The organism is Pseudomonas agarici (assembly GCF_900109755.1).
Taxonomy (GTDB): domain Bacteria; phylum Pseudomonadota; class Gammaproteobacteria; order Pseudomonadales; family Pseudomonadaceae; genus Aquipseudomonas; species Aquipseudomonas agarici.
The window spans coordinates 1-18,005 of record NZ_FOAR01000003.1 but is presented as its reverse complement, the minus strand read 5'-3'; the positions used below and the strand labels follow the sequence as shown (position 1 = coordinate 18,005).

Here is an 18,005-nt window from a genome sequence, read left to right as displayed (position 1 = left end):
GCTATTCCCAATTGCCCAGGTCGGCGTTGTAGCCGTCGCCACCGGGTTGCCCGTCTTTGCCGAAGAAGATCAGGTCGAAGGCCCCGTGCGCACCTGGTGCGCGATAGCCGAACGAATGGCCATAGGGATCGAGCAGGTCGCTGGGTTTGGCATAGGGGCCGCTCCACAGGCGCACGTTAGCCGGCGAACTCGTCAGCTCGACGAGTTCCTTGGGCGGGGCGCCGATATCCAGGGCGTAACCTTCGATCTTCATCGACAGGCTGGCCAACTGTGCCTTGCCGGCGCCGGATTTGCCCTTGTCGACATTGGCGCCGACCTGGCGCACGACGATGGTAGCGATCACGCCGAGCAGCACGATCACCGCGAGCATCTCCAGTAGGGTGAAACCTTGGTGGTAACGTGGCGAACGATCACGACGCATGGCGGGTTCCTTTCAGAGGTTATTGGTCAGGCTCATCAACGGCAGCATGATGGCCAGCATGATCACGCCCACCAGCACGGCCATGACCAGGGTCAGGGACGGCACCAGGGCGGCGAGTAGGCGATCGATATGGCGCTTGGCCTCGGCGTCGAAAATGCTCGCGACCTTGAGCAGCAACCGGTCAAGCTGCCCCGACTCCTCACCGACCTGAATCATCTGGATCGCCAGTTCCGGGAAGGTCGCAGTGGAGTCCATGGCGACCGACAGCCGGCTGCCGTCCTTGACCTTGCCGATGGTCAGTTCCACCGCATCGCGCAGTACCTGGTTTCGGCAGACCTGCCGAGCGATATCGAAGGCGCTGATCAGTGCGACTCCCTGGCTCAACAACGTGCCCAGGGTATGGGCCAGGCGAGCGGTTTCCAGGCGCAGCAGCAACGGCCCGACGACGGGCGTGCGTAGCATCAGGCGGTCCCGTTGCAGGCGTCCCTGGGCTGTGCGCAAGCGTTGCCCAAGCCAGGCGCAGAGCAAGGCCATGGCACCCAGCAGGTACAGGATGTAGTGGCCGAGGAACTGGCCGAGGCCGAGGATGACCTCGGTGATCAGCGGCACGGGCACGCCCAGGCCACTGAAGATCGGTACGAACTGCGGTACGACATAGGCCAACAACAAGACCAGCGACCCCAGCACGCCGACCAACAGGAAGGCTGGATAGATCAATGCATTGATCACTTCGCCACGCACTTTCTGGGTTCGCTCCAGGTAGTTAGCCAGTTGTCCCAGGGTGTCGCCCAGCGCGCCGCCGGCTTCCCCGGCGCGCACCAGGCTGAGGTACAGCGGCGAGAACGATGGGCCTTCGACAGCCATCGCCGTTGACAGCGGTTGGCCGCCCTTGACCCGGTCGCGAATGCGTTCGAGCAAGCGTCGCGACTGGGGTTTGCCCGGTTGACGGGCCAAGATATTGAGGGCCCGTTCCAGCGGTTGACCGGCATCCAGCAGCGTTGCGAGTTGCTGGGTAAAGCGCTCCAGTTCGTCGCCGACGAGAGGCGGGCGCTTGAACCAGGACGCGCTGGATACGGTGGCGAACGCCGTCGGTTCGAGTTGCAATACCAGCAGGCCGCGCTCCTGCAACTGGCTGGCGGCCGCGTCGTCATTCTCGGCCTCGAGTGCGCCAGCAAGGGCGTTGCCATTCGGGTCCAGGGCGCGATAGCGATAGTGTTCCATGTTTATTCGCCACGGCTGACGCGCAGGACTTCTTCAAGGCTGGTGATACCAGCCAAGGCCTGGCGCAAGCCGTCCTCGTACAGGGTTCGCAGCCCGGCGGTGCGGGCTGCCTGTTCCAGCGTTGCAGCATCGGCGTGGCGCATGAGCAGCGAGCGCAAGGTGTCGTTCATCACCAGCAATTCACTGAGGGCACTGCGCCCGCGATAGCCGCCGCCGGGTGCATCGGTGCGCGGGCGGTAGAGGCGGATCGGGCGTTCGTCGGTGAAGCGCTCCAACTGATGTTCGGCCACCAGTTCCGCCGGGGCCTCGAAGCTTTCCCGCCATTCGGGAGCCAACCGGCGCACCAGGCGCTGAGCGAGAATACCGTTCACCGTCGAGGCGATCAGGTAGCTTTCGACGCCCATGTCCAGCAAGCGGGTGATGCTGGCGGCGGCGCTATTGGTGTGCAGGGTGGAAAGCACCAGGTGGCCGGTCAGCGAGGACTGGATGGCGATTCGGCAGGTTTCCAGGTCGCGCATCTCGCCGATCATGATCACGTCCGGGTCCTGGCGCACGATAGCGCGCAGCACGCCGGCGAAATCCAGGCCGATGCCTGGTTTGACCTGGATCTGATTGATACCCTCCAACTGGTATTCGACCGGGTCCTCGACGGTGATGATCTTGCGCTCGGCGGTATTGAGCCGCGCCAATGCGGTGTACAACGTGGTGGTCTTGCCCGAGCCGGTAGGACCGGTGACCAGCAAGATACCGTGGGGCCGTTCGAGCACGTTCAGCAACGCCTCCAGGCGTGCGCCGTCGAAGCCCAGGCTCTGGAAATCGAACGTCACGGTCTGGCGGTCGAGCAGACGCATCACCACCGACTCGCCGAAACTGGTGGGCACGGTGGAGACCCGCAAATCCAACTCTTTGCCCTGCACGCGGAGCATAATGCGGCCGTCTTGGGGCAGGCGGCGTTCGGCGATATCCAGTCGAGCCATGATCTTGATACGCGAAATCACCGCCGCCGAGGAACTGACGGGTGGCGCCTCGGCCAAATGCAGCACGCCATCGACCCGGTAGCGGACATTGAGTTGGTTCTCGAACGGCTCAATATGAATGTCCGAGGCCCGCTGTTCGACGGCCCGTTGCAGCAGCAGGTTGACCAGGCGGATCACCGGAGCTTCGGACGCCAGATCCTTGAGGTGCTCGATATCGGTTTTCTGATTGTCGGGGTCTTCTTCCAGGTTTTCTACCAGGGTGCCCATCGCGCTGCGACCTCGGCCGTAGTAGCGCTCGATCAATTGCTCGATATCGCTGCGCTGGCCGATGGACAGGCGCAGGCCGCATTGACAGGCATATTCCAGCGCATGCAGGGCGTCGGGTTGGTTCGGATTAGCGATCAGTACATGCAGCTCGTCACCGATGGATGACAGAGGCACCAGACCATGCTGCTTGAGGAAGCGTGGCGCCAGTTCGGGTGGTTCTTCCAGTCGCTCGGGCGCGTCTGTCAGCGTCAGCAGGGGAGTTTCGAGCAGGGTCGACCAGGCCTGCGCCAGGTCCTGCTCCGAGACCAAGCCAAGGCGCGCCAGCAGTTCGGTCGAGTCGTGGCCTGCGCTGGCGTCCTGCAGTGGGTGAGCCCGGTCGACATCGGCGAGTTTCAGGCGACCTTTGTCGACCAGCCAATCGATAGCCAGCCTGCCCAGGTCATGGGACATCGGGGCGTTCATGATGCGCTCTCCAGGCTCCATGCCTCTGGCACAGCCTGAACCTGAAGCGCTCGGGCGACTACTGTCAGAAATGACAGTTTTGCTGACCGTTGGTCGGGGCGTAAGTGTTGCTAGTGGAGCATCATCGCGAACTCCGGGATGCGCTCCGAACAAATAAGGCTGAGGAAAAAAGCCGCAACCACTGGTCCGAACTGTCAGAAATGACAGTAGGCAGTTTTTTTAGGGGGTGGATAGTTTGGCGTGGATGGAAAAGCAGTTGTTTCCATTCTTTCGATCATGTCGATCGAAGGTCCGATTCGCAGGAGCGATATCATGTCCAACTCTACTGCTAAAAAAATACTGGGCTCGGTTTTTCTGTTGTTGAGTCTTTTGTGCGCGTTACCGGCCTCGGCCGCTATTGTGGGGTGTACTGGAACGCTGGGGGCCGTCATCTCGCCCGGACTCTCGCCGAGCCCGGCCTCCCAGACCATATCGGCGCAGGGCAGTGTCGTGTCGGTGGCGGGCTGTGCAATTGTGGGGACGTCCATTCAACCGGCCAGCCTCACGATAACCACCAGTTTCAGCGGCGCATCATGCACGGGTTTCACGTTGGCCACGCCGCCCGTCATGACGATTACCTGGGATGATAATACAACGGGAACGGCGACCTATGTATCTACAAGTCCGTCGTTCTTCCCACTGCCGTTCGGGCCCTTTGGCGCTCAATTCAAGATCGTCAGCGGCCCGCACGAAGTCAACCATACGATGTCTATCACTGCCAGTCCCCCCTTGAGCCTCGCACTATTGGGCTGCGCTCTTCTCGGTTCGAGGAAAGTCACCCACCTTGGGGCGCCCATCCTCTTTACTGTGAATTGATATTCAACTGTCTCATCGTTGTAATACGGGAAGCTCTGCTTCCCGTTTCAGGCGCTTGCGATGTCGATGCTCGAATATCTTAGCGCAACCAAATCTCGCTCACCGAATGATTGCCGGCCTTGCGCACCACCAGGTCGGCCCGTTTACGGGTCGGCAGGATATTTTCCAGCAAATTGACCCGGTTGATATCCCGCCAGATCTGCCGCGCCGCATCAGGCGCCTCCTCGGGTGTCAGGTCGGCCAGCTTGCGAAAGTAGGCGCCGCGTGCGCGGAAGGCGGTTTTCTGCAGCAGCAGGAAACGGTCCACGTACCACTGTTCGATATCCTCTTCCTCGGCATCCAGGTAGATCGAGAAGTCGAAGAAATCAGAGACAATGGTGCTCGGTTTCGGTTCGTCGGCGCCGTTCGTTTGCAGGACATTGAGCCCTTCGAAGATCAGGATATCCGGCCGATTCACCGTCTGGTGTTCGCCCGCTACGATGTCGTAGCTGATGTGGGAATAGATGGGCGCCCGGACTTCGCCTTCGCCGGCCTTGACGGCGGCGAGGAATTTGACCATTTGCCGGCGGTCGTAGCTTTCCGGAAAACCCTTGCGGTGCATGATGCCCTTGGCAACCAACGTGCTGTTGGGGTAGAGGAAACCATCGGTGGTCACCAGGGCGACGTTCGGATGGTCCGGCCAGCGCGCCATCAGGGCCTGCAGGACGCGGGCAAAAGTGCTCTTGCCCACCGCGACGCTGCCGGCGATGGCAATGATATAAGGCCCCCGTGGGCTTGCCCGACCAAGGAAGGTGTCCTTGATACCGGCCAGATGGCGAGCCGCGCCCACGTGCAGGCTGATCAGTCGCGACAGCGGCAGGTAGACGTTGGCGACGTCTTCCAGGGAGATGTCTTCGTTTACCCCGCGCAGAGTCGACAGATCCTCTTCCGAGAGCGTCAGGGGTGTGTTGGCGCGCAGGCCCGCCCACTCCGTGCGGTTCATTACCAGGTAGTCATCTGCGGTCATCGGTTACTGTCCCACGTCTCGTCAATGGGCGGATTATCCATCGACTGACCCTCGCGTGTCCGCAGCTCAGAATAATCTTTTGAATCCATTGGATATTCTGTAGCCTTGCGGCGCTGAAAAGCACTCCATGCCTGATGGATTTACTTTCCCGGTCGCCTTACGCTACATCAGCGCCGGGGTATACTCGACTTTCGCGCTTACGCGCTTGCAGGTCTTGCGAACATGACGCAGATTTCCGAACGCCTTCTGGTTCAAGCCCACCTCGACGCCAAGCAGCCCAAACCGTTGAGCGTCGAGCAAGAGGCGACCCTCCGCGCCGAGATCGCCGCCGAGCTCAAGGCTCGGGACGCGGTGCTGGTGGCCCACTTCTACTGTGATCCGGTGATTCAGGCCCTGGCCGAAGAAACCGGCGGCTGTGTGTCCGACTCCTTGGAAATGGCCCGTTTCGGCGCCGCTCACCCGGCCAGCACAGTGTTGGTGGCCGGCGTGCGGTTCATGGGCGAGACGGCGAAGATCCTCACCCCGGAAAAACGCATCCTGATGCCAACCCTCGAAGCCACCTGCTCGCTGGACTTGGGCTGCCCGGTGGAGGAGTTTTCCGCATTCTGCGACCAACACCCGGAACGCACGGTGGTGGTGTATGCCAACACGTCGGCGGCGGTCAAGGCGCGAGCCGACTGGGTGGTGACCTCCAGCTGTGCGTTGGAAATCGTCGAGAGCCTGATGGACAACGGCGAAAAGATCATTTGGGCGCCGGATAAGCACCTGGGGCGCTATATCCAGAAACAGACCGGCGCCGATATGTTGCTCTGGGACGGTGCCTGCATCGTTCATGAAGAATTCAAGTCCAAGCAATTGGAAGACATGAAGGCGCTGTATCCCGATGCGGCGATCCTGGTGCACCCGGAATCCCCCGAATCGGTGATCGACCTCGCCGACGCAGTGGGCTCCACCAGCCAGTTGATCAAGGCGGCGCAAACCTTGCCGAACAAGACCTTTATCGTCGCCACCGACCGTGGCATTTTCTACAAGATGCAGCAGTTGTGTCCGGACAAGGTCTTTGTCGAAGCACCGACCGCCGGCAATGGCGCGGCCTGCCGCAGTTGCGCCCATTGTCCGTGGATGGCCATGAACACCCTCGAACGCACCCTGCAGTGCCTGCGCGAGGGTAACAACGAGATCTTCGTCGATCCCTCGATCATTCCCCGGGCGGTTCGCCCGCTCAAACGCATGCTGGATTTCACCCAGACCGCGCGTTTGAAACTGGCCGGTAACGCCTGATCCGCCTTCACCGACAAACAGCCCTGAACCTGCTCAGGTCTGTTTGTCGATGAAGGCTATCAACCGCCCATCATGTCCTTGACCATGCGTTCCTGGTCGATCATCTCTTTTTGCCGTGCATCGATGCGCGATGCCAGCTGGAAGTTCGGCGCACGGCGCTTAGCGAAGTCCAGTTGCTGAATGGCCTGTTTGAAGTCGCCTACCAGGGCAAAATACTCGGCCCGGGCCTGGTGCAGGCCGATGATATTACCGGATTGGCCACGGGTCTCGGCGATCTGGTACCAGATATCCGGATCGTCCGAACGCGTCTTGAGCAGGCTCACCAGGATCTTCTCCGCGTCGGCCGGCTTGTTCTGCTTGACCAATAGGTCGACATGGGCCTGGTTCAGCGGGTAATTGCCCGGATACAAGGCCAGCATCCGGTCGGTGCGTGCCACGGCATCGGCAAGATGGCCGCTGGCGATATCGAGTTCGATCTGGGCCAGGTTGTAGATAATCTCGCTGGGAGACTTGACCAGCAGCGGCTTGAGGGTCTCTCGTGCGTCATTCAACTGGCTGCCCTTGATCTGCGCGATGGCCAGGCCGTAACGGGCAATATCGGACTTGGGGTTGTCGTCCAACTGGATGCGGAAACGCTTGGCCACCAGTCCCGGTGAGTCCTCGTATGAGAGCATCACGCGAGCGCGGATCAGTTGATAACGCAGGCTGTCTTCGATACCGCCGGGCTTGGCTTGTTCGGCACGGTTGCGGGTGTCGGCGATCCGCGATTCGGTGACCGGGTGGGTCAGGAGGAATTCCGGCGGCTTGGCATCGAAACGGTAGATGCGCATCAGGCGTTCGAACATGGTCGGCATGTTGCGCGGGTCGTAGCCGGCCTTCTCCAGGTTGAGAATGCCGATGCGGTCGGCCTCCTGTTCATTCTGGCGAGAGAAGCGTTGCCTCTCCTGGAAAGCGGCGGCCTGGGTCCCGGCAATGGCCGCGATACCCGCGTCGCCACCGCCGGCGGCGGCAACGATAATTCCGGTCAGCAGCGCCGCCATCATCGGCAGTTGCATGCGTTGCTGGGCCTCCACGCCTCGGGCGAAGTGGCGCTGCGACAAGTGCGCCAGTTCGTGGGCCAGTACCGAAGCATATTCGCCTTCGGTTTGCGCATTGAGGAACAGACCGCCGTTGATCCCGATGATGCCACCCGGAGCAGCGAAAGCGTTGAGTTGGTTGCTGTCGATCAGGATGAATTCCAGGCGTCGGTCCTGCACCTGGCTGGTTTCCACCAGCTTGTAGACCGTGGTTTCCACGTAATCCTTGAGCTGCGTGTCGTTCAATTGCTTGACCTGGCTGCGCAAAAGACTCAGCCAGGCACGACCCAGTTGATATTCCTGCTGGGGAGAGACGATGGCGGAACTGGCATCACCGAGTGACGGCAGGTCGTCGGCGAAGCCAGGGGCGGCGAGCAGGCAGGCGAGCGTCAACAGGGTGGGGCGCAGAAAAGTCATGCACAAGGCTCTAATTCGGCAAAGCCCTTACTTTAGCCGCACACCACGCGAACGACCAGAGGTGGCATCGCTTGGGCTATCCTAGTGGCCTAATAATCGACCCGGCGCGCCGCCAGGAGTGAAGTAATGACCGACGCTGTAAACTACGACGCCGAACTGGACGCCAGCGGCCTGACTTGTCCGCTGCCGTTGCTCAAGGCCAAGCTGGAACTCAATCGCCTGGCCAGTGGCGCCGTGCTCAGGGTGATCGCTACCGATGCCGGTTCGCAGCGCGACTTTCGTACCTTTGCCAGGCTGGCCGGGCACACGCTATTGCGCGAAGAGGAAGAAGCTGGGGTCTATCGTTACTGGTTGCGCAAGGCCTGATTCTCTGGCGCTGAAATTGTCGTCGATTTTTTAAGGAATATTGATGTTCAAGGTGTTGCGAGACTGGATCCAGCGCTATTTCTCCGATGAGGAAGCGGTGGTATTGGCGGTCCTGTTGTTCCTGGCGTTCACCGCCGTACTGACCCTGGGCAAGATGCTCGCGCCGGTATTGGCCGGGATGGTCTTGGCCTATCTGATGCAGGGGCTGGTGTTCGGCCTGGAGCGCATGCGGTTGCCTGGCGCGGCGGCGGTCGGCCTGGTATTCGCGCTGTTTATGGGCGGCCTGTTGCTGTTTATGCTGGTGGTGGTGCCGCTGCTCTGGCATCAGATGATCACCTTATTCAACGAGCTGCCGGGGATGTTGGCCAAGTGGCAGTCGTTGCTGTTGTTGCTGCCTGAGCGTTATCCGCACCTGGTGTCCGACGAGCAGGTGATGCAGGCCATCGAAGTGGCGCGGGGGGAAGTCGGCAAGTTCGGCCAATGGGCGCTGACCTTTTCCCTATCCAGCCTGCCGCTGCTGGTCAATATCATGATCTACCTAGTGCTGGTGCCGATCCTGGTGTTTTTCTTCCTCAAGGACCGGGCGACCATCCGTGACTGGGTACGTGGCTACCTGCCCCGCGAGCGGGCGCTGATTACCCGGGTCGCGGAGGAAATGAACCGGCAGATCGCCAACTACATTCGCGGCAAGGTGATCGAGATCATCATCTGTGGTGGCGTGACCTATGTCGCCTTTGTCGCGCTGGGACTCAACTACGCCGCTCTGTTGGCGTTGTTGGTGGGGCTGTCGGTGGTCGTGCCCTATGTCGGCGCGGTGGTGGTCACCGTACCGGTGATGCTGATCGCGCTGTTCCAGTGGGGCTGGAGCGATCAGTTCATCTACCTGATGGCGGTGTACGGGATTATTCAGACCCTGGACGGCAACGTACTGGTGCCGCTGCTGTTCTCCGAGGCGGTGAATCTGCACCCGGTGGCGATTATCTGTGCGGTCTTGCTGTTTGGCGGGTTATGGGGTTTCTGGGGAGTGTTCTTTGCGATTCCCCTGGCCACGCTGTTCAAGGCAGTGCTGGATGCCTGGCCGCGCAAGGAACCGATGGTGGCGCCGTTGCTGTAATCGCTAAGTTGAGAGGGCATTGGTAGTGGAGCTTGCCCGCGAAGCCTTGCCGGCCTCTTCGCGGACAAGTCAGCACGCGAGCCTGCTCATACCAACGCTGTAGAGATCAGGCTTTGTTCAGCATCTGGGCCGCTGCCAGTACCGCATCTACATGGCCCGGCACCTTCACGCCACGCCATTCCTGACGCAACACGCTTTTGGCATCGATCAGGAAGGTGCTGCGCTCGACACCCAGGTATTCCTTGCCGTAGAGCTTCTTCAGCTTGATCACGTCGAATAGCTGGCAGACAGCTTCATCCTTGTCACTGATCAACTCGAACGCAAACGCCTGCTTACTCTTGAAGTTCTCGTGGGATTTCAGGCTGTCGCGCGAAACACCGAAAACCTCGGTATTGGCGGCCTTGAACGCTGCGTATTGGTCGCGAAAGTCCTGGCCTTCGGTGGTGCAGCCGGGAGTGCTGTCCTTCGGATAGAAGTAGAGCACCACCTGCTTGCCCTTGAGGGCAGCGAGGCTGACGGTTTGCCCGCTGGTGGCCGGCGCCTGGAAATCGGTGACGGCTTCATTGATGAAAACGGCCATGCTGGCTCCTTACATGGGATTTTGTGGGCGCCACGGTTCGATCAGCGCGTCGAGGTTCATCGCGTCGGCGAAATCCAGGAACTGGTCGCGCAGCCAACTGATCTGCACACCGGCCGGCAGGGTCACGGTAAAGGTGGCGTTGAGCATGGTGCCGCCGGTCTGCGGCGCCAGGTAGGTGTCGCAAGTGAGGTTTTCCAGCTCGACGTTGTGGTCGATGAAAAACTGACACAACTCGTTGATGATGTCCGAGCGATAGGCCGAGCTGACATAAGCGACGTAAGGCAGTGCCTGTGGACGATTCTCCAGAGCACCGCTGCGCACCATGCTGACGATCAGGGCGTGCTTTTTCGCCAGGTTCGGCAGGCCCGCTTCGAGGCGAGCCAGGGCATCCCAACTGCCGGAAATCTGCAGGACCAACGCACTGTACTCACCGTGGCGGGTCAGACGCGAGGTCACGACGGCGCAGCGATTTTCATGGCTGGCGCGACACAGGACGTTGGTCAGCTCCATGGGGTTGGCGCCGAGGGCACTGATAACAAGGAATTGTTCGCGGACTGTGGGGGTGGACATGCAGCATTCCTAAAGCGATGAGCGGTCGGTACGACAGGGGCGTCGCGGGTCGGGTTCCGGTATTCACAAGTCATTGACCTCGCCGTGGATCAAACGCTTGCGCCGGGCTCAGGCAAGGGCGAGAGCGAGCAATGGCAAGGCTGGATCGGGTTTCGGGCAGCGAAAAGGAAGGCTGAAACCTGGCGCGTGACTGACTCAGTACCGATCAAAGTCTGAAGGGTAGCGAAAAGCAGCGCCAAGGGGAATGCTCATGGTGAGTACTTCGCTTGTACAAGGCTGATGGCGCCAGTACCATTACCGCTCTCTTTTTCCGGCAGGAGCGGTTGCATGATTGCGGGCAGTATGGTGGCACTGGTCACACCCATGGATGCACAGGGTCGTCTTGACTGGGACAGCCTGAGCAAACTGGTGGACTTCCACCTGCAAAACGGCACCAACGCCATTGTCGCGGTCGGCACCACAGGTGAGTCGGCTACCCTTGACGTGCACGAACACATCGAAGTGATTCGTCGTGTGGTTGACCGGGTGGCGGGGCGCATTCCGGTGATCGCCGGCACGGGTGCCAACTCGACGCGTGAAGCGATCGAACTGACCACCAATGCGAAAACCGCCGGTGCCGACGCCTGCCTGCTGGTTACCCCCTACTACAACAAGCCGACTCAGGAAGGCCTGTACCAGCATTTTCGAACCATTGCCGAAGCCGTCGATATCCCGCAGATCCTGTACAACGTACCAGGCCGTACCGCTTGCGATATGCAGGCCGAGACCGTCATTCGTCTGTCGACCGTGCCGAACATCATCGGAATCAAGGAAGCCACCGGCGACCTGGACCGTGCCAAGGCGATTCTGGCTGGCGTGGGCAGCGACTTCCTGGTCTATTCCGGCGACGACGCCACCGCGGTCGAGCTGATTCTGCTCGGCGGCAAGGGCAACATCTCGGTGACTGCCAACGTCGCCCCGCGTGAAATGAGCGAGTTGTGTGCCGCTGCGATGCGTGGCGACGCCGTCACCGCCCGGGCGATCCACCAGAAACTGATGCCGCTGAACAAGACCCTGTTCATCGAATCCAATCCTATTCCCGTGAAATGGGCGCTGCATGAGATGGGCCTGATGCCGGACGGTATCCGTCTACCGCTCACCTGGCTCAGCACCCCGAGTCACGAACCGCTGCGGCAGGCCTTGCGTCAGTCCGGCGTCCTGGTTTAATTGAGGAAATACACCGCATGAAGCGATTGGCCGGACTTTGCGCACTTGCCTTGATTATCTCCAGCACCAGCGGTTGTGGCTGGATTTGGGGCTCGGAAGGTTACTTCCGTGACCGTGGCAGCGATTACCTGGAGGCGCAACAGACACCTGCCATGCAGTTGCCGCCGGATATTTCCACCAGCAAGCGTCTCGACCCGCTGTTGCCTATTCCACGCAACGTCGCCACCGAAACGGTCAAGGGCGAATACGAAGTACCGCGTCCGCAGCCGTTGCAGGCAGCGGCCAGTGCCAGCGACTACAGCCTGCAGAAAAGCGGCGATTCGAGCTGGATCATGGGCCAACACGCCCCGGCTGAAGTCTGGTCGCTGGCCATGCAGTTCTTCCAGGACAACGGTTTTCGCATCGACTCCCAGCGCCCGCAGACCGGCGAGTTCACCACCGCCTGGCAGCGTGCCAACGAGCTGTCCGCAAACATAGCCCAGCGCTTGGGCACCGGCAGCTCCGCCGATACCGAAGCGCGTGTGCGGGTTCGTATCGAGCCAGGTGTACAGCGCAATAGCAGTGAAATCTACGTCGTCAGCGCCGAGCGTCCGGCGGGTAGCACCGCGAATGTCGATTTCACCACACGTTCGGTCAATATCGGTCGCGACTCGATCCTGATCGACGAAATGCTGTCGAGCATGAGCCGCGGCGCCGAGAAGGGCGGTTCGGTGTCGCTGCTGGCGGCACGTGATTTCGATACCCCGAGCCGTGTCAGCCTGAACCAGGACGGTAGCGGCAACCCGGTGCTCAATGTCGGCGAAGACCTGGACCGTGCCTGGTCGAGCGTCGGTCGTGCGCTGGAGCAGGGCGAATGGCGCGTTGAAGACATCAACCGCAGCTTGGGCCTGTACTACATCAACCTGGCGGAAAAAGCCGAGAGGAAAAACGAAGAGCCCGGCTTCTTCAGCAGGCTCTTTGGCAGCAAACCGGTCAAAGAAGAAATCGAAGCCCGTGCGGAGCGTTATCAGGTTCGCCTGAGCAAGGTCGGTGACAGCGTGCAGGTGACGGTCGAGAAGGACATCAACACCGTGGCGCCGGCTGAAGTAGCGCGCAAAGTGTTGGGCGTGATTCAAGACAACCTGGGCTGATTGCCATGCGTTTTGCCGTTCTCGGCAGTGGCAGCCGAGGGAACGGCACACTGATAGCCAGTGGCGACACCTGCGTGCTGGTCGATTGTGGTTTCTCCTTGCGTGAAACCGAGCGCCGCCTGGCGCGTCTGGGCATGAGTCCAGCGCAACTGAGCGCGATCCTGGTGACCCACGAACATGCCGACCATGTGCATGGCGTGGGTTTGCTGTCTCGGCGCTACAATCTACCGGTGTATCTCAGTCGCGGAACCTTGCGCGGGATGCGCAAGCCCATCGAACCTGCGGGTTTCGTGGCAGGTGGCGAGAGCTTACAGCTCGGTTCGCTGGCCATCGACATCGTCGCCGTGGCCCACGACGCCCTGGAGCCCACGCAGTATGTATTCAACGACGGTCGGCGGCGCTTCGGCCTACTGACCGACCTGGGATCGTACTGCGCCAGCGTCATGGACAGCTACAGTGGCCTCGATGCGCTGATGATCGAGGCCAACCATTGCCAGGACCTCCTGGCGCGGGGACATTACCCGACCTTTCTCAAACAGCGGGTCGGTGGTGAGCGGGGACATTTGAACAATCACCAGGCCGCGAGCCTGGTGGCCCAGTTGGGTTGGCAAGGCTTGCAACATCTGGTGCTGGCCCACTTGAGCAGCAAGAACAACCTGCCGCAGCTAGCCCGGCAATGTTTTGTCGGCACCCTCGGGTGCGACCCGGACTGGCTGCAATTGGCCGATCAAGATTCAGGGCTCGACTGGCGACACATCGCCTAGCCCCACAACTTAAACAAGCGGAGCCCATCATGGAAAAACGTGAAGAACTCTACCGCGGCAAAGCCAAGTCGGTCTACAAGACCGATGACGCCGACCGCTTGATCCTGCTGTTTCGCAACGACACCTCGGCGTTCGACGGCAAGCGCATCGAACAGCTCGACCGCAAGGGCATGGTGAACAACAAGTTCAATGCCTTCATCATGCGTAAACTCGAAGAAGCCGGCGTGCCGACCCAATTCGACAAACTGCTGGGTGACAACGAGTGCCTGGTGAAGAAGCTCGACATGATCCCGGTGGAGTGCGTGGTGCGCAACTACGCGGCGGGTAGCCTGGTCAAGCGCCTGGGTGTCGAGGAAGGCCTGAAGCTCGACCCTTACACCTTCGAACTGTTCCTCAAGGACGACGCCAAGGGCGACCCATTCATCAACGAATCCCACGTCGTAGCATTCGGTTGGGGCACTGCCGAGCAACTGGTGCGCATGAAGGAACTGTCGCTCAAAGTCAACGAGGTGCTGAGCAAACTGTTCGACGACGCCGGTTTGCTACTGGTGGACTTCAAGCTGGAATTCGGTGTATTCCATGGTCAGATCGTCCTGGGTGACGAGTTCAGCCCGGACGGCTGCCGCCTGTGGGACAAGGAAACGCGCAAGAAAATGGACAAGGACCGCTTCCGTCAGGGCCTCGGTGATGTCATCGAAGCTTACGAGGAAGTCGCCAAGCGCCTGGGCGTACCGCTGTAATCGACGCAAGCATTTGATAGCACGTAATTTTTTTGCAATTGGGGCTTCGCTTCAGGCAAAAGTGTTGTTATGATGCGCGCCGTTGGAGAGATGCCAGAGTGGCCGAATGGGACGGATTCGAAATCCGTTGTACCTTCACCGGTACCTAGGGTTCGAATCCCTATCTCTCCGCCATATTTAAAGGCCCCGAGCGCTTAACTGCCTCGGGGCTTTTTGTTTTTGGTTGTAGATTGGGGGAATTTTGGGGGATTGGGTGCGGATGTCATTCCCCCAAGCTCACGCTATTATCGGTGGATGGCCTACTACGAAAAACGCGGCGACGCCTGGAGAGCCCAGATCCGTCGCAAAGGATACCCAACACTTTCATCGACCTTTGACACCAAGGCAGAAGCCCAGCGATGGGCGGCCGAGGTCGAGGGTGATATGTCGCGCAAGCGATTCGTGGACACCCGGGAAGCTGAGAGCACCACGCTCACCGATGCTCTGACTCGCTACATCAATGAGGTGAGCGAATCAAAGAAAGGATCCGCCCAAGAGAAGGTACGCGCCAGGAAGTGGCAGAAGTCGGACTATGGCGTCAAGTCCCTGGCCGCGATCCGGTCCAGTGATATGGCCGCCTACCGCGATGCCGAACTTAAGGCCGGGAAGTCCACTGCGACGGTCCGCCTGAACCTTGCCCTGATCAGCCACCTTTATACGGTAGCGGCGAAGGACTGGGGCATCGAGGGACTGAAGAATCCGTGCCAGTCAATCCGAATGCCGAAGGGGAGCAAGCAGCGGGAGCGCCGGCCGTCCACTGCAGAACTGAAGGCGCTGTACAAGCATGCAGCCGAAATCAATGCCGAACTGCCAGTCATCATCGAGCTGGCGGTCGAGACGGCCATGCGCCGCTCCGAGCTGGTCATGTTGCGCAAGGATCAAATACGGGGGAAAGTTGCATTCCTCGAAGACACGAAGAACGGCGAGCGCCGATCCGTTCCACTGTCAAAGCGGGCGGTGGAACTCTTGGAGGGATTGCCGACGCCGATTGACGGCGGCAGATTCTTTCACTTGAAGCTGGACAGCGTCAGCAACTATTTCTCCCTGGCGTGTGAGGCGGCGAAGATCAAAGACCTCCGCCTTCACGATATGCGGCATGAGGCCACAAGTCGGATGTTCGAGCGCGGGCTTGCGATGATGGAGGTGGCATCCATCACCGGCCATAAAACCCTGTCGATGCTGCGCCGATATACCCATCTGTGTCCTACCGACCTGGCCGAAAAGCTGGGGTAGCATCACGCCACACCCCGGAGCGTCGGCGGCGGCTGGCGTTTCCGTCCAACCTTTGGCGCCTTATTCTCGCCATCCCGGCACGCGATCAGAAACTTTCGCACATCCGCCTTGAGCCAGCAGTGCCTGGTGCCCATCTTGAAACCCTTCGGCAGCCAATCAACGCCGCGCCGGATTCCCTCCCTGACCGAAGCCTCGGTTCTCCCGAGCATCCTCCCCAGCCCATCTACAAAGACAATTTCAGCTTCGTCACTCATGACTTCCCCCCAGTCGCGCGCTGTGCCTTGTTCCAGCCTTGAATCCACTGCTTTTTGGAGCATGGAGACGTGTCGTTTTCCGTTTCGAACGGGTTTTGCTTGATGTCCGTGCCCTTGAGAAAGGCTGCGTATCCCTGCTCGAAGGGGTTGATCTTCTGGCCGTGCAGTTCTGCAGTTGCCATGTGTGTGTGCTCCATGCCGCGCGTGGCGGCAGAAGGTGGTTATTCGGTTGGGTCGACAACGCTGTGCGAGATGGAAACCGTCTTGCGATCGGCGGCTCCGAGATAGACCTGGCTCATGACGTTGTCGTGCTGGACGGCCACGGTGTCGGTGGCGCAATCGTCATCGCCGAGTTCTGATAACGCTAATCGGCGGACCTGCAAGAGGTCGACCCCGTCAGGCACTTCAAAAACGGTCGCGACTGAGGTTGTGATCATGATCACGGGCATACGAATTCCTCGCCCGCCGTTCACCGGCAGGCTGTTGAGTTGGGGGAGGGGGTTAGGCGTTTGCGGCGTCGTGGAAAACGTCCATCTGCGCGGCTCCGTCGAGCCAGGCCGCCGCTATCCGGCGTTCAGCCATCGCGGCATATTCGGGGTTGAGCTCACACAGGATCGACTTGCGACCTTCCTGCATGGCGACCACTGCGGTGGTACCGGCGCCGCCGAAAGGGTCTAGCACTACGCCGCCGCGCGGCGCCCCGGCCAAAACGCATGGCCGGATCAAGTCGGGAGGGAAGGTGGCGAAGTGGGCATCTTTGAAACTGTGGGTTGCCACGGTCCACACGCTGCGCTTGTTCCTCGTAGCGGTATCCCATTGGCTTTCCTTGCGGTCTGGCCGGTGCGTGCCTTTATTCTGGCCGGGGATTGCCTGCTCTCGCTTTGAATCCTCTCGCTTGAAACTGTCACGCCGGGCCCGCTCCGCGCCATCTTTGTGAAAAGCGCCGTGGCCACCGTCCCCGGTTGAGGTATCCCAGCCGGTTGGTACCGCTGCCCGCGGCTTCTTCACTGCGTCGAACCCGTGACCGAAACCGACGCCGGTGGGCGTGGCGCCATAAATCGCCGGCTCGCGTATCGCCTCCATGTCGCAGTGGTACCGCCGCGCCTTGCTGAGCAGAAAGATGTATTCGTGGGCCTTGGTGCACCGGTCCCGCGTCGACTCAGGCATTGGGTTTGGCTTGTGCCAGATGATGTCCTGACGCAGATACCAACCGTCGTCCTGAAGTGCGAACGCCAAGCGCCACGGCATACCCATCAGGTCCTTCGGTTTGTACTCGGCGAGGGTGGTGGCTTTGGCCTTCCGCTGCGAGGCCATAACCTGGCGCTGGCTGATCGTCGACACGCCGACGCCCATATCGTCGCGGCCATGTGCACCCCAACTGCCGGCGTAGCTGTCACCCATATTCACCCAGGCCGTGCCGTCGTCGCGGAGTACTCGACGCACCTCGCGGAACACGTCGACCAGACGAGCGATGAATTCGCCGGGGGTTTGTTCGAGACCGATCTGTCCGTCTACTCCGTAATCGCGTAGGCCGAAGTAGGGCGGGCTGGTTACGCATGTTTGAACTGATTGGTCTGGCAGAGTCCGCATCATGTCGATGCAATCACCAACCAGAATGCGGTGCTGTTCTGTCATCGCCGAGGCCCTCGATAGATGAGCCAGGCCATGTGGGCGACGGCGGTCATGGCGTCACCCGCGCAGCCGCTACTTCATCAATAAGCGATTGCGGGAGAGAGGCGGCGAACTCGCCTTGCGACCACGACAATGGCTCGGACTGGCAGATCATCTCGTTCAGCAGCTCGAATGCCGCAATCAACTGGTCGTCGCGGATCTCGCCGTCCTCTGGTAAGTCATCGCAGAAGACGTCACAAGGGTCGATCTGGCAGGGCATGTTCGGCTCGCAGATGCAAAGCTGCAGGTCGGCCAGGTCAATGTCGTTGTCGATGAGGTAGTCGCGCAGGCTGTCTTCGTCGAAGAAGTACTCATCGCCGTCGAAGATAACCAGCGGCTCGCCGCCCCACTCTTT

At 60.5% G+C, this 18,005-nt stretch carries 20 protein-coding genes, 1 tRNA gene and 1 pseudogene; 10 read left to right on the top strand and 12 right to left on the bottom strand.

What is annotated here, in order from left to right; all coding sequences use genetic code 11:
• Nucleotide 1: 1 nt before the first annotated feature.
• The 3 genes from gspG to gspE are packed head-to-tail and all read right to left on the bottom strand — an operon-like array spanning nucleotide 2 to nucleotide 3,348.
• Nucleotides 2-421: a type II secretion system major pseudopilin GspG gene (gspG, locus tag BMX68_RS03350; RefSeq protein WP_017132008.1), complete on the bottom strand. Its 420-nt coding sequence runs from the start codon at nucleotides 419-421 to the stop codon at nucleotides 2-4.
• Nucleotides 422-433: 12 nt separating this feature from the next.
• Nucleotides 434-1,642: a type II secretion system inner membrane protein GspF gene (gene gspF, locus BMX68_RS03345; protein WP_017132009.1), complete on the bottom strand. Its 1,209-nt coding sequence runs from the start codon at nucleotides 1,640-1,642 to the stop codon at nucleotides 434-436.
• A gap of 2 nt (nucleotides 1,643-1,644) precedes the next feature.
• Nucleotides 1,645-3,348 carry a type II secretion system ATPase GspE gene (gene gspE / locus BMX68_RS03340; RefSeq protein ID WP_017132010.1) on the bottom strand — a complete coding sequence of 568 codons (1,704 nt, stop codon included), beginning with the start codon at nucleotides 3,346-3,348 and terminating at the stop codon, nucleotides 1,645-1,647.
• Between the two features lie 312 nt (nucleotides 3,349-3,660).
• On the opposite strand from gspE, the gene BMX68_RS03335 reads away from it, so the two are divergent.
• On the top strand, nucleotides 3,661-4,203 hold the full coding sequence (locus tag BMX68_RS03335) for a hypothetical protein (protein WP_074861864.1): 543 nt from the start codon (nucleotides 3,661-3,663) through the stop codon (nucleotides 4,201-4,203).
• Between the two features lie 79 nt (nucleotides 4,204-4,282).
• Here BMX68_RS03335 and coaA read toward each other — a convergent pair whose 3' ends face one another.
• On the bottom strand, nucleotides 4,283-5,209 hold the full coding sequence (gene coaA, locus BMX68_RS03330) for a type I pantothenate kinase (RefSeq protein ID WP_017132012.1): 927 nt from the start codon (nucleotides 5,207-5,209) through the stop codon (nucleotides 4,283-4,285).
• Nucleotides 5,210-5,431: 222 nt separating this feature from the next.
• Here coaA and nadA point away from each other — a divergent pair, with 222 nt between their 5' ends.
• A complete protein-coding gene (gene nadA / locus BMX68_RS03325; RefSeq protein ID WP_017132013.1) occupies nucleotides 5,432-6,490 on the top strand; it encodes a quinolinate synthase NadA in 1,059 nt (352 codons plus the stop codon).
• 59 nt (nucleotides 6,491-6,549) lie between these two features.
• Here the strand turns inward: nadA and BMX68_RS03320 are convergent, their stop codons facing one another.
• A complete protein-coding gene (locus BMX68_RS03320) occupies nucleotides 6,550-7,983 on the bottom strand; it encodes a M48 family metalloprotease (protein WP_017132014.1) in 1,434 nt (477 codons plus the stop codon).
• Nucleotides 7,984-8,109: 126 nt separating this feature from the next.
• On the opposite strand from BMX68_RS03320, the gene BMX68_RS03315 reads away from it, so the two are divergent.
• Both BMX68_RS03315 and BMX68_RS03310 read left to right on the top strand, forming a co-directional pair.
• On the top strand, nucleotides 8,110-8,349 hold the full coding sequence (locus tag BMX68_RS03315) for a sulfurtransferase TusA family protein (RefSeq protein WP_017132015.1): 240 nt from the start codon (nucleotides 8,110-8,112) through the stop codon (nucleotides 8,347-8,349).
• A 43-nt stretch (nucleotides 8,350-8,392) separates the two neighbouring features.
• Nucleotides 8,393-9,463, top strand: a complete 1,071-nt coding sequence (locus BMX68_RS03310; RefSeq protein ID WP_017132016.1) for an AI-2E family transporter — start codon at nucleotides 8,393-8,395, stop codon at nucleotides 9,461-9,463.
• A 106-nt stretch (nucleotides 9,464-9,569) separates the two neighbouring features.
• Here BMX68_RS03310 and BMX68_RS03305 read toward each other — a convergent pair whose 3' ends face one another.
• Nucleotides 9,570-10,043 carry a peroxiredoxin gene (locus BMX68_RS03305; protein WP_017132017.1) on the bottom strand — a complete coding sequence of 158 codons (474 nt, stop codon included), beginning with the start codon at nucleotides 10,041-10,043 and terminating at the stop codon, nucleotides 9,570-9,572.
• Between the two features lie 9 nt (nucleotides 10,044-10,052).
• Entirely contained in the window at nucleotides 10,053-10,613 is a 561-nt protein-coding gene (locus BMX68_RS03300; protein ID WP_017132018.1) for a glycine cleavage system transcriptional repressor, read from the bottom strand.
• Between the two features lie 327 nt (nucleotides 10,614-10,940).
• Between BMX68_RS03300 and dapA the strand changes: the two genes are divergently transcribed.
• The 6 genes from dapA to BMX68_RS03265 all read left to right on the top strand — a co-directional run bounded on the left by dapA (nucleotide 10,941) and on the right by BMX68_RS03265 (nucleotide 15,725).
• Entirely contained in the window at nucleotides 10,941-11,819 is an 879-nt protein-coding gene (gene dapA / locus BMX68_RS03290) for a 4-hydroxy-tetrahydrodipicolinate synthase (RefSeq protein ID WP_017132019.1), read from the top strand.
• A gap of 17 nt (nucleotides 11,820-11,836) precedes the next feature.
• Nucleotides 11,837-12,949 (top strand): NlpB/DapX family lipoprotein, encoded by a 1,113-nt coding sequence (gene bamC / locus BMX68_RS03285; RefSeq protein WP_017132020.1) that lies wholly within the window; start codon nucleotides 11,837-11,839, stop codon nucleotides 12,947-12,949.
• 5 nt (nucleotides 12,950-12,954) lie between these two features.
• The gene (locus BMX68_RS03280; protein ID WP_017132021.1) at nucleotides 12,955-13,713 is read left to right on the top strand and encodes an MBL fold metallo-hydrolase; all 759 of its coding nucleotides are present in this window, start codon (nucleotides 12,955-12,957) and stop codon (nucleotides 13,711-13,713) included.
• Nucleotides 13,714-13,742: 29 nt separating this feature from the next.
• The gene (purC, locus tag BMX68_RS03275) at nucleotides 13,743-14,453 is read left to right on the top strand and encodes a phosphoribosylaminoimidazolesuccinocarboxamide synthase (protein ID WP_017132022.1); all 711 of its coding nucleotides are present in this window, start codon (nucleotides 13,743-13,745) and stop codon (nucleotides 14,451-14,453) included.
• Between the two features lie 84 nt (nucleotides 14,454-14,537).
• Nucleotides 14,538-14,627, top strand: a tRNA-Ser gene (locus tag BMX68_RS03270).
• A gap of 120 nt (nucleotides 14,628-14,747) precedes the next feature.
• A complete protein-coding gene (locus BMX68_RS03265) occupies nucleotides 14,748-15,725 on the top strand; it encodes a tyrosine-type recombinase/integrase (RefSeq protein WP_017132023.1) in 978 nt (325 codons plus the stop codon).
• Nucleotides 15,726-15,727: 2 nt separating this feature from the next.
• Here the strand turns inward: BMX68_RS03265 and BMX68_RS03260 are convergent, their stop codons facing one another.
• The 5 genes and pseudogenes from BMX68_RS03260 to BMX68_RS03240 all read right to left on the bottom strand — a co-directional run.
• On the bottom strand, nucleotides 15,728-15,979 hold the full coding sequence (locus BMX68_RS03260) for a hypothetical protein (RefSeq protein ID WP_017132024.1): 252 nt from the start codon (nucleotides 15,977-15,979) through the stop codon (nucleotides 15,728-15,730).
• Nucleotides 15,976-16,161 (bottom strand): hypothetical protein, encoded by a 186-nt coding sequence (locus tag BMX68_RS03255; RefSeq protein WP_017132025.1) that lies wholly within the window; start codon nucleotides 16,159-16,161, stop codon nucleotides 15,976-15,978. Before BMX68_RS03255 ends, BMX68_RS03260 begins: the two co-directional genes overlap by 4 nt.
• A 39-nt stretch (nucleotides 16,162-16,200) precedes the next feature.
• Nucleotides 16,201-16,428, bottom strand: a complete 228-nt coding sequence (locus BMX68_RS03250; protein WP_017132026.1) for a hypothetical protein — start codon at nucleotides 16,426-16,428, stop codon at nucleotides 16,201-16,203.
• Nucleotides 16,429-16,480: 52 nt separating this feature from the next.
• Nucleotides 16,481-17,614: a DNA-methyltransferase gene (locus tag BMX68_RS03245; protein ID WP_017132027.1), complete on the bottom strand. Its 1,134-nt coding sequence runs from the start codon at nucleotides 17,612-17,614 to the stop codon at nucleotides 16,481-16,483.
• Between the two features lie 46 nt (nucleotides 17,615-17,660).
• Nucleotides 17,661-18,005: pseudogene (locus tag BMX68_RS03240) on the bottom strand (hypothetical protein); the annotation flags it as partial.

What these genes read in the sequence shown, in the direction of transcription:
- BMX68_RS03255 (WP_017132025.1), bottom strand. Translation starts at nt 16,161, where the DNA reads ATGGCAACTGCAGAACTGCACGGCCAGAAGATCAACCCCTTCGAGCAG.
- BMX68_RS03300 (WP_017132018.1), bottom strand. Translation starts at nt 10,613, where the DNA reads ATGTCCACCCCCACAGTCCGCGAACAATTCCTTGTTATCAGTGCCCTC.
- BMX68_RS03280 (WP_017132021.1), top strand. Translation starts at nt 12,955, where the DNA reads ATGCGTTTTGCCGTTCTCGGCAGTGGCAGCCGAGGGAACGGCACACTG.
- bamC (WP_017132020.1), top strand. Translation starts at nt 11,837, where the DNA reads ATGAAGCGATTGGCCGGACTTTGCGCACTTGCCTTGATTATCTCCAGC.
- BMX68_RS03335 (WP_074861864.1), top strand. Translation starts at nt 3,661, where the DNA reads ATGTCCAACTCTACTGCTAAAAAAATACTGGGCTCGGTTTTTCTGTTG.
- purC (WP_017132022.1), top strand. Translation starts at nt 13,743, where the DNA reads ATGGAAAAACGTGAAGAACTCTACCGCGGCAAAGCCAAGTCGGTCTAC.
- BMX68_RS03260 (WP_017132024.1), bottom strand. Translation starts at nt 15,979, where the DNA reads ATGAGTGACGAAGCTGAAATTGTCTTTGTAGATGGGCTGGGGAGGATG.
- dapA (WP_017132019.1), top strand. Translation starts at nt 10,941, where the DNA reads ATGATTGCGGGCAGTATGGTGGCACTGGTCACACCCATGGATGCACAG.
- nadA (WP_017132013.1), top strand. Translation starts at nt 5,432, where the DNA reads ATGACGCAGATTTCCGAACGCCTTCTGGTTCAAGCCCACCTCGACGCC.
- gspE (WP_017132010.1), bottom strand. Translation starts at nt 3,348, where the DNA reads ATGAACGCCCCGATGTCCCATGACCTGGGCAGGCTGGCTATCGATTGG.
- BMX68_RS03310 (WP_017132016.1), top strand. Translation starts at nt 8,393, where the DNA reads ATGTTCAAGGTGTTGCGAGACTGGATCCAGCGCTATTTCTCCGATGAG.
- BMX68_RS03250 (WP_017132026.1), bottom strand. Translation starts at nt 16,428, where the DNA reads ATGCCCGTGATCATGATCACAACCTCAGTCGCGACCGTTTTTGAAGTG.
- BMX68_RS03320 (WP_017132014.1), bottom strand. Translation starts at nt 7,983, where the DNA reads ATGACTTTTCTGCGCCCCACCCTGTTGACGCTCGCCTGCCTGCTCGCC.
- BMX68_RS03305 (WP_017132017.1), bottom strand. Translation starts at nt 10,043, where the DNA reads ATGGCCGTTTTCATCAATGAAGCCGTCACCGATTTCCAGGCGCCGGCC.
- gspF (WP_017132009.1), bottom strand. Translation starts at nt 1,642, where the DNA reads ATGGAACACTATCGCTATCGCGCCCTGGACCCGAATGGCAACGCCCTT.
- BMX68_RS03265 (WP_017132023.1), top strand. Translation starts at nt 14,748, where the DNA reads ATGGCCTACTACGAAAAACGCGGCGACGCCTGGAGAGCCCAGATCCGT.
- BMX68_RS03245 (WP_017132027.1), bottom strand. Translation starts at nt 17,614, where the DNA reads ATGACAGAACAGCACCGCATTCTGGTTGGTGATTGCATCGACATGATG.
- gspG (WP_017132008.1), bottom strand. Translation starts at nt 421, where the DNA reads ATGCGTCGTGATCGTTCGCCACGTTACCACCAAGGTTTCACCCTACTG.
- coaA (WP_017132012.1), bottom strand. Translation starts at nt 5,209, where the DNA reads ATGACCGCAGATGACTACCTGGTAATGAACCGCACGGAGTGGGCGGGC.
- BMX68_RS03315 (WP_017132015.1), top strand. Translation starts at nt 8,110, where the DNA reads ATGACCGACGCTGTAAACTACGACGCCGAACTGGACGCCAGCGGCCTG.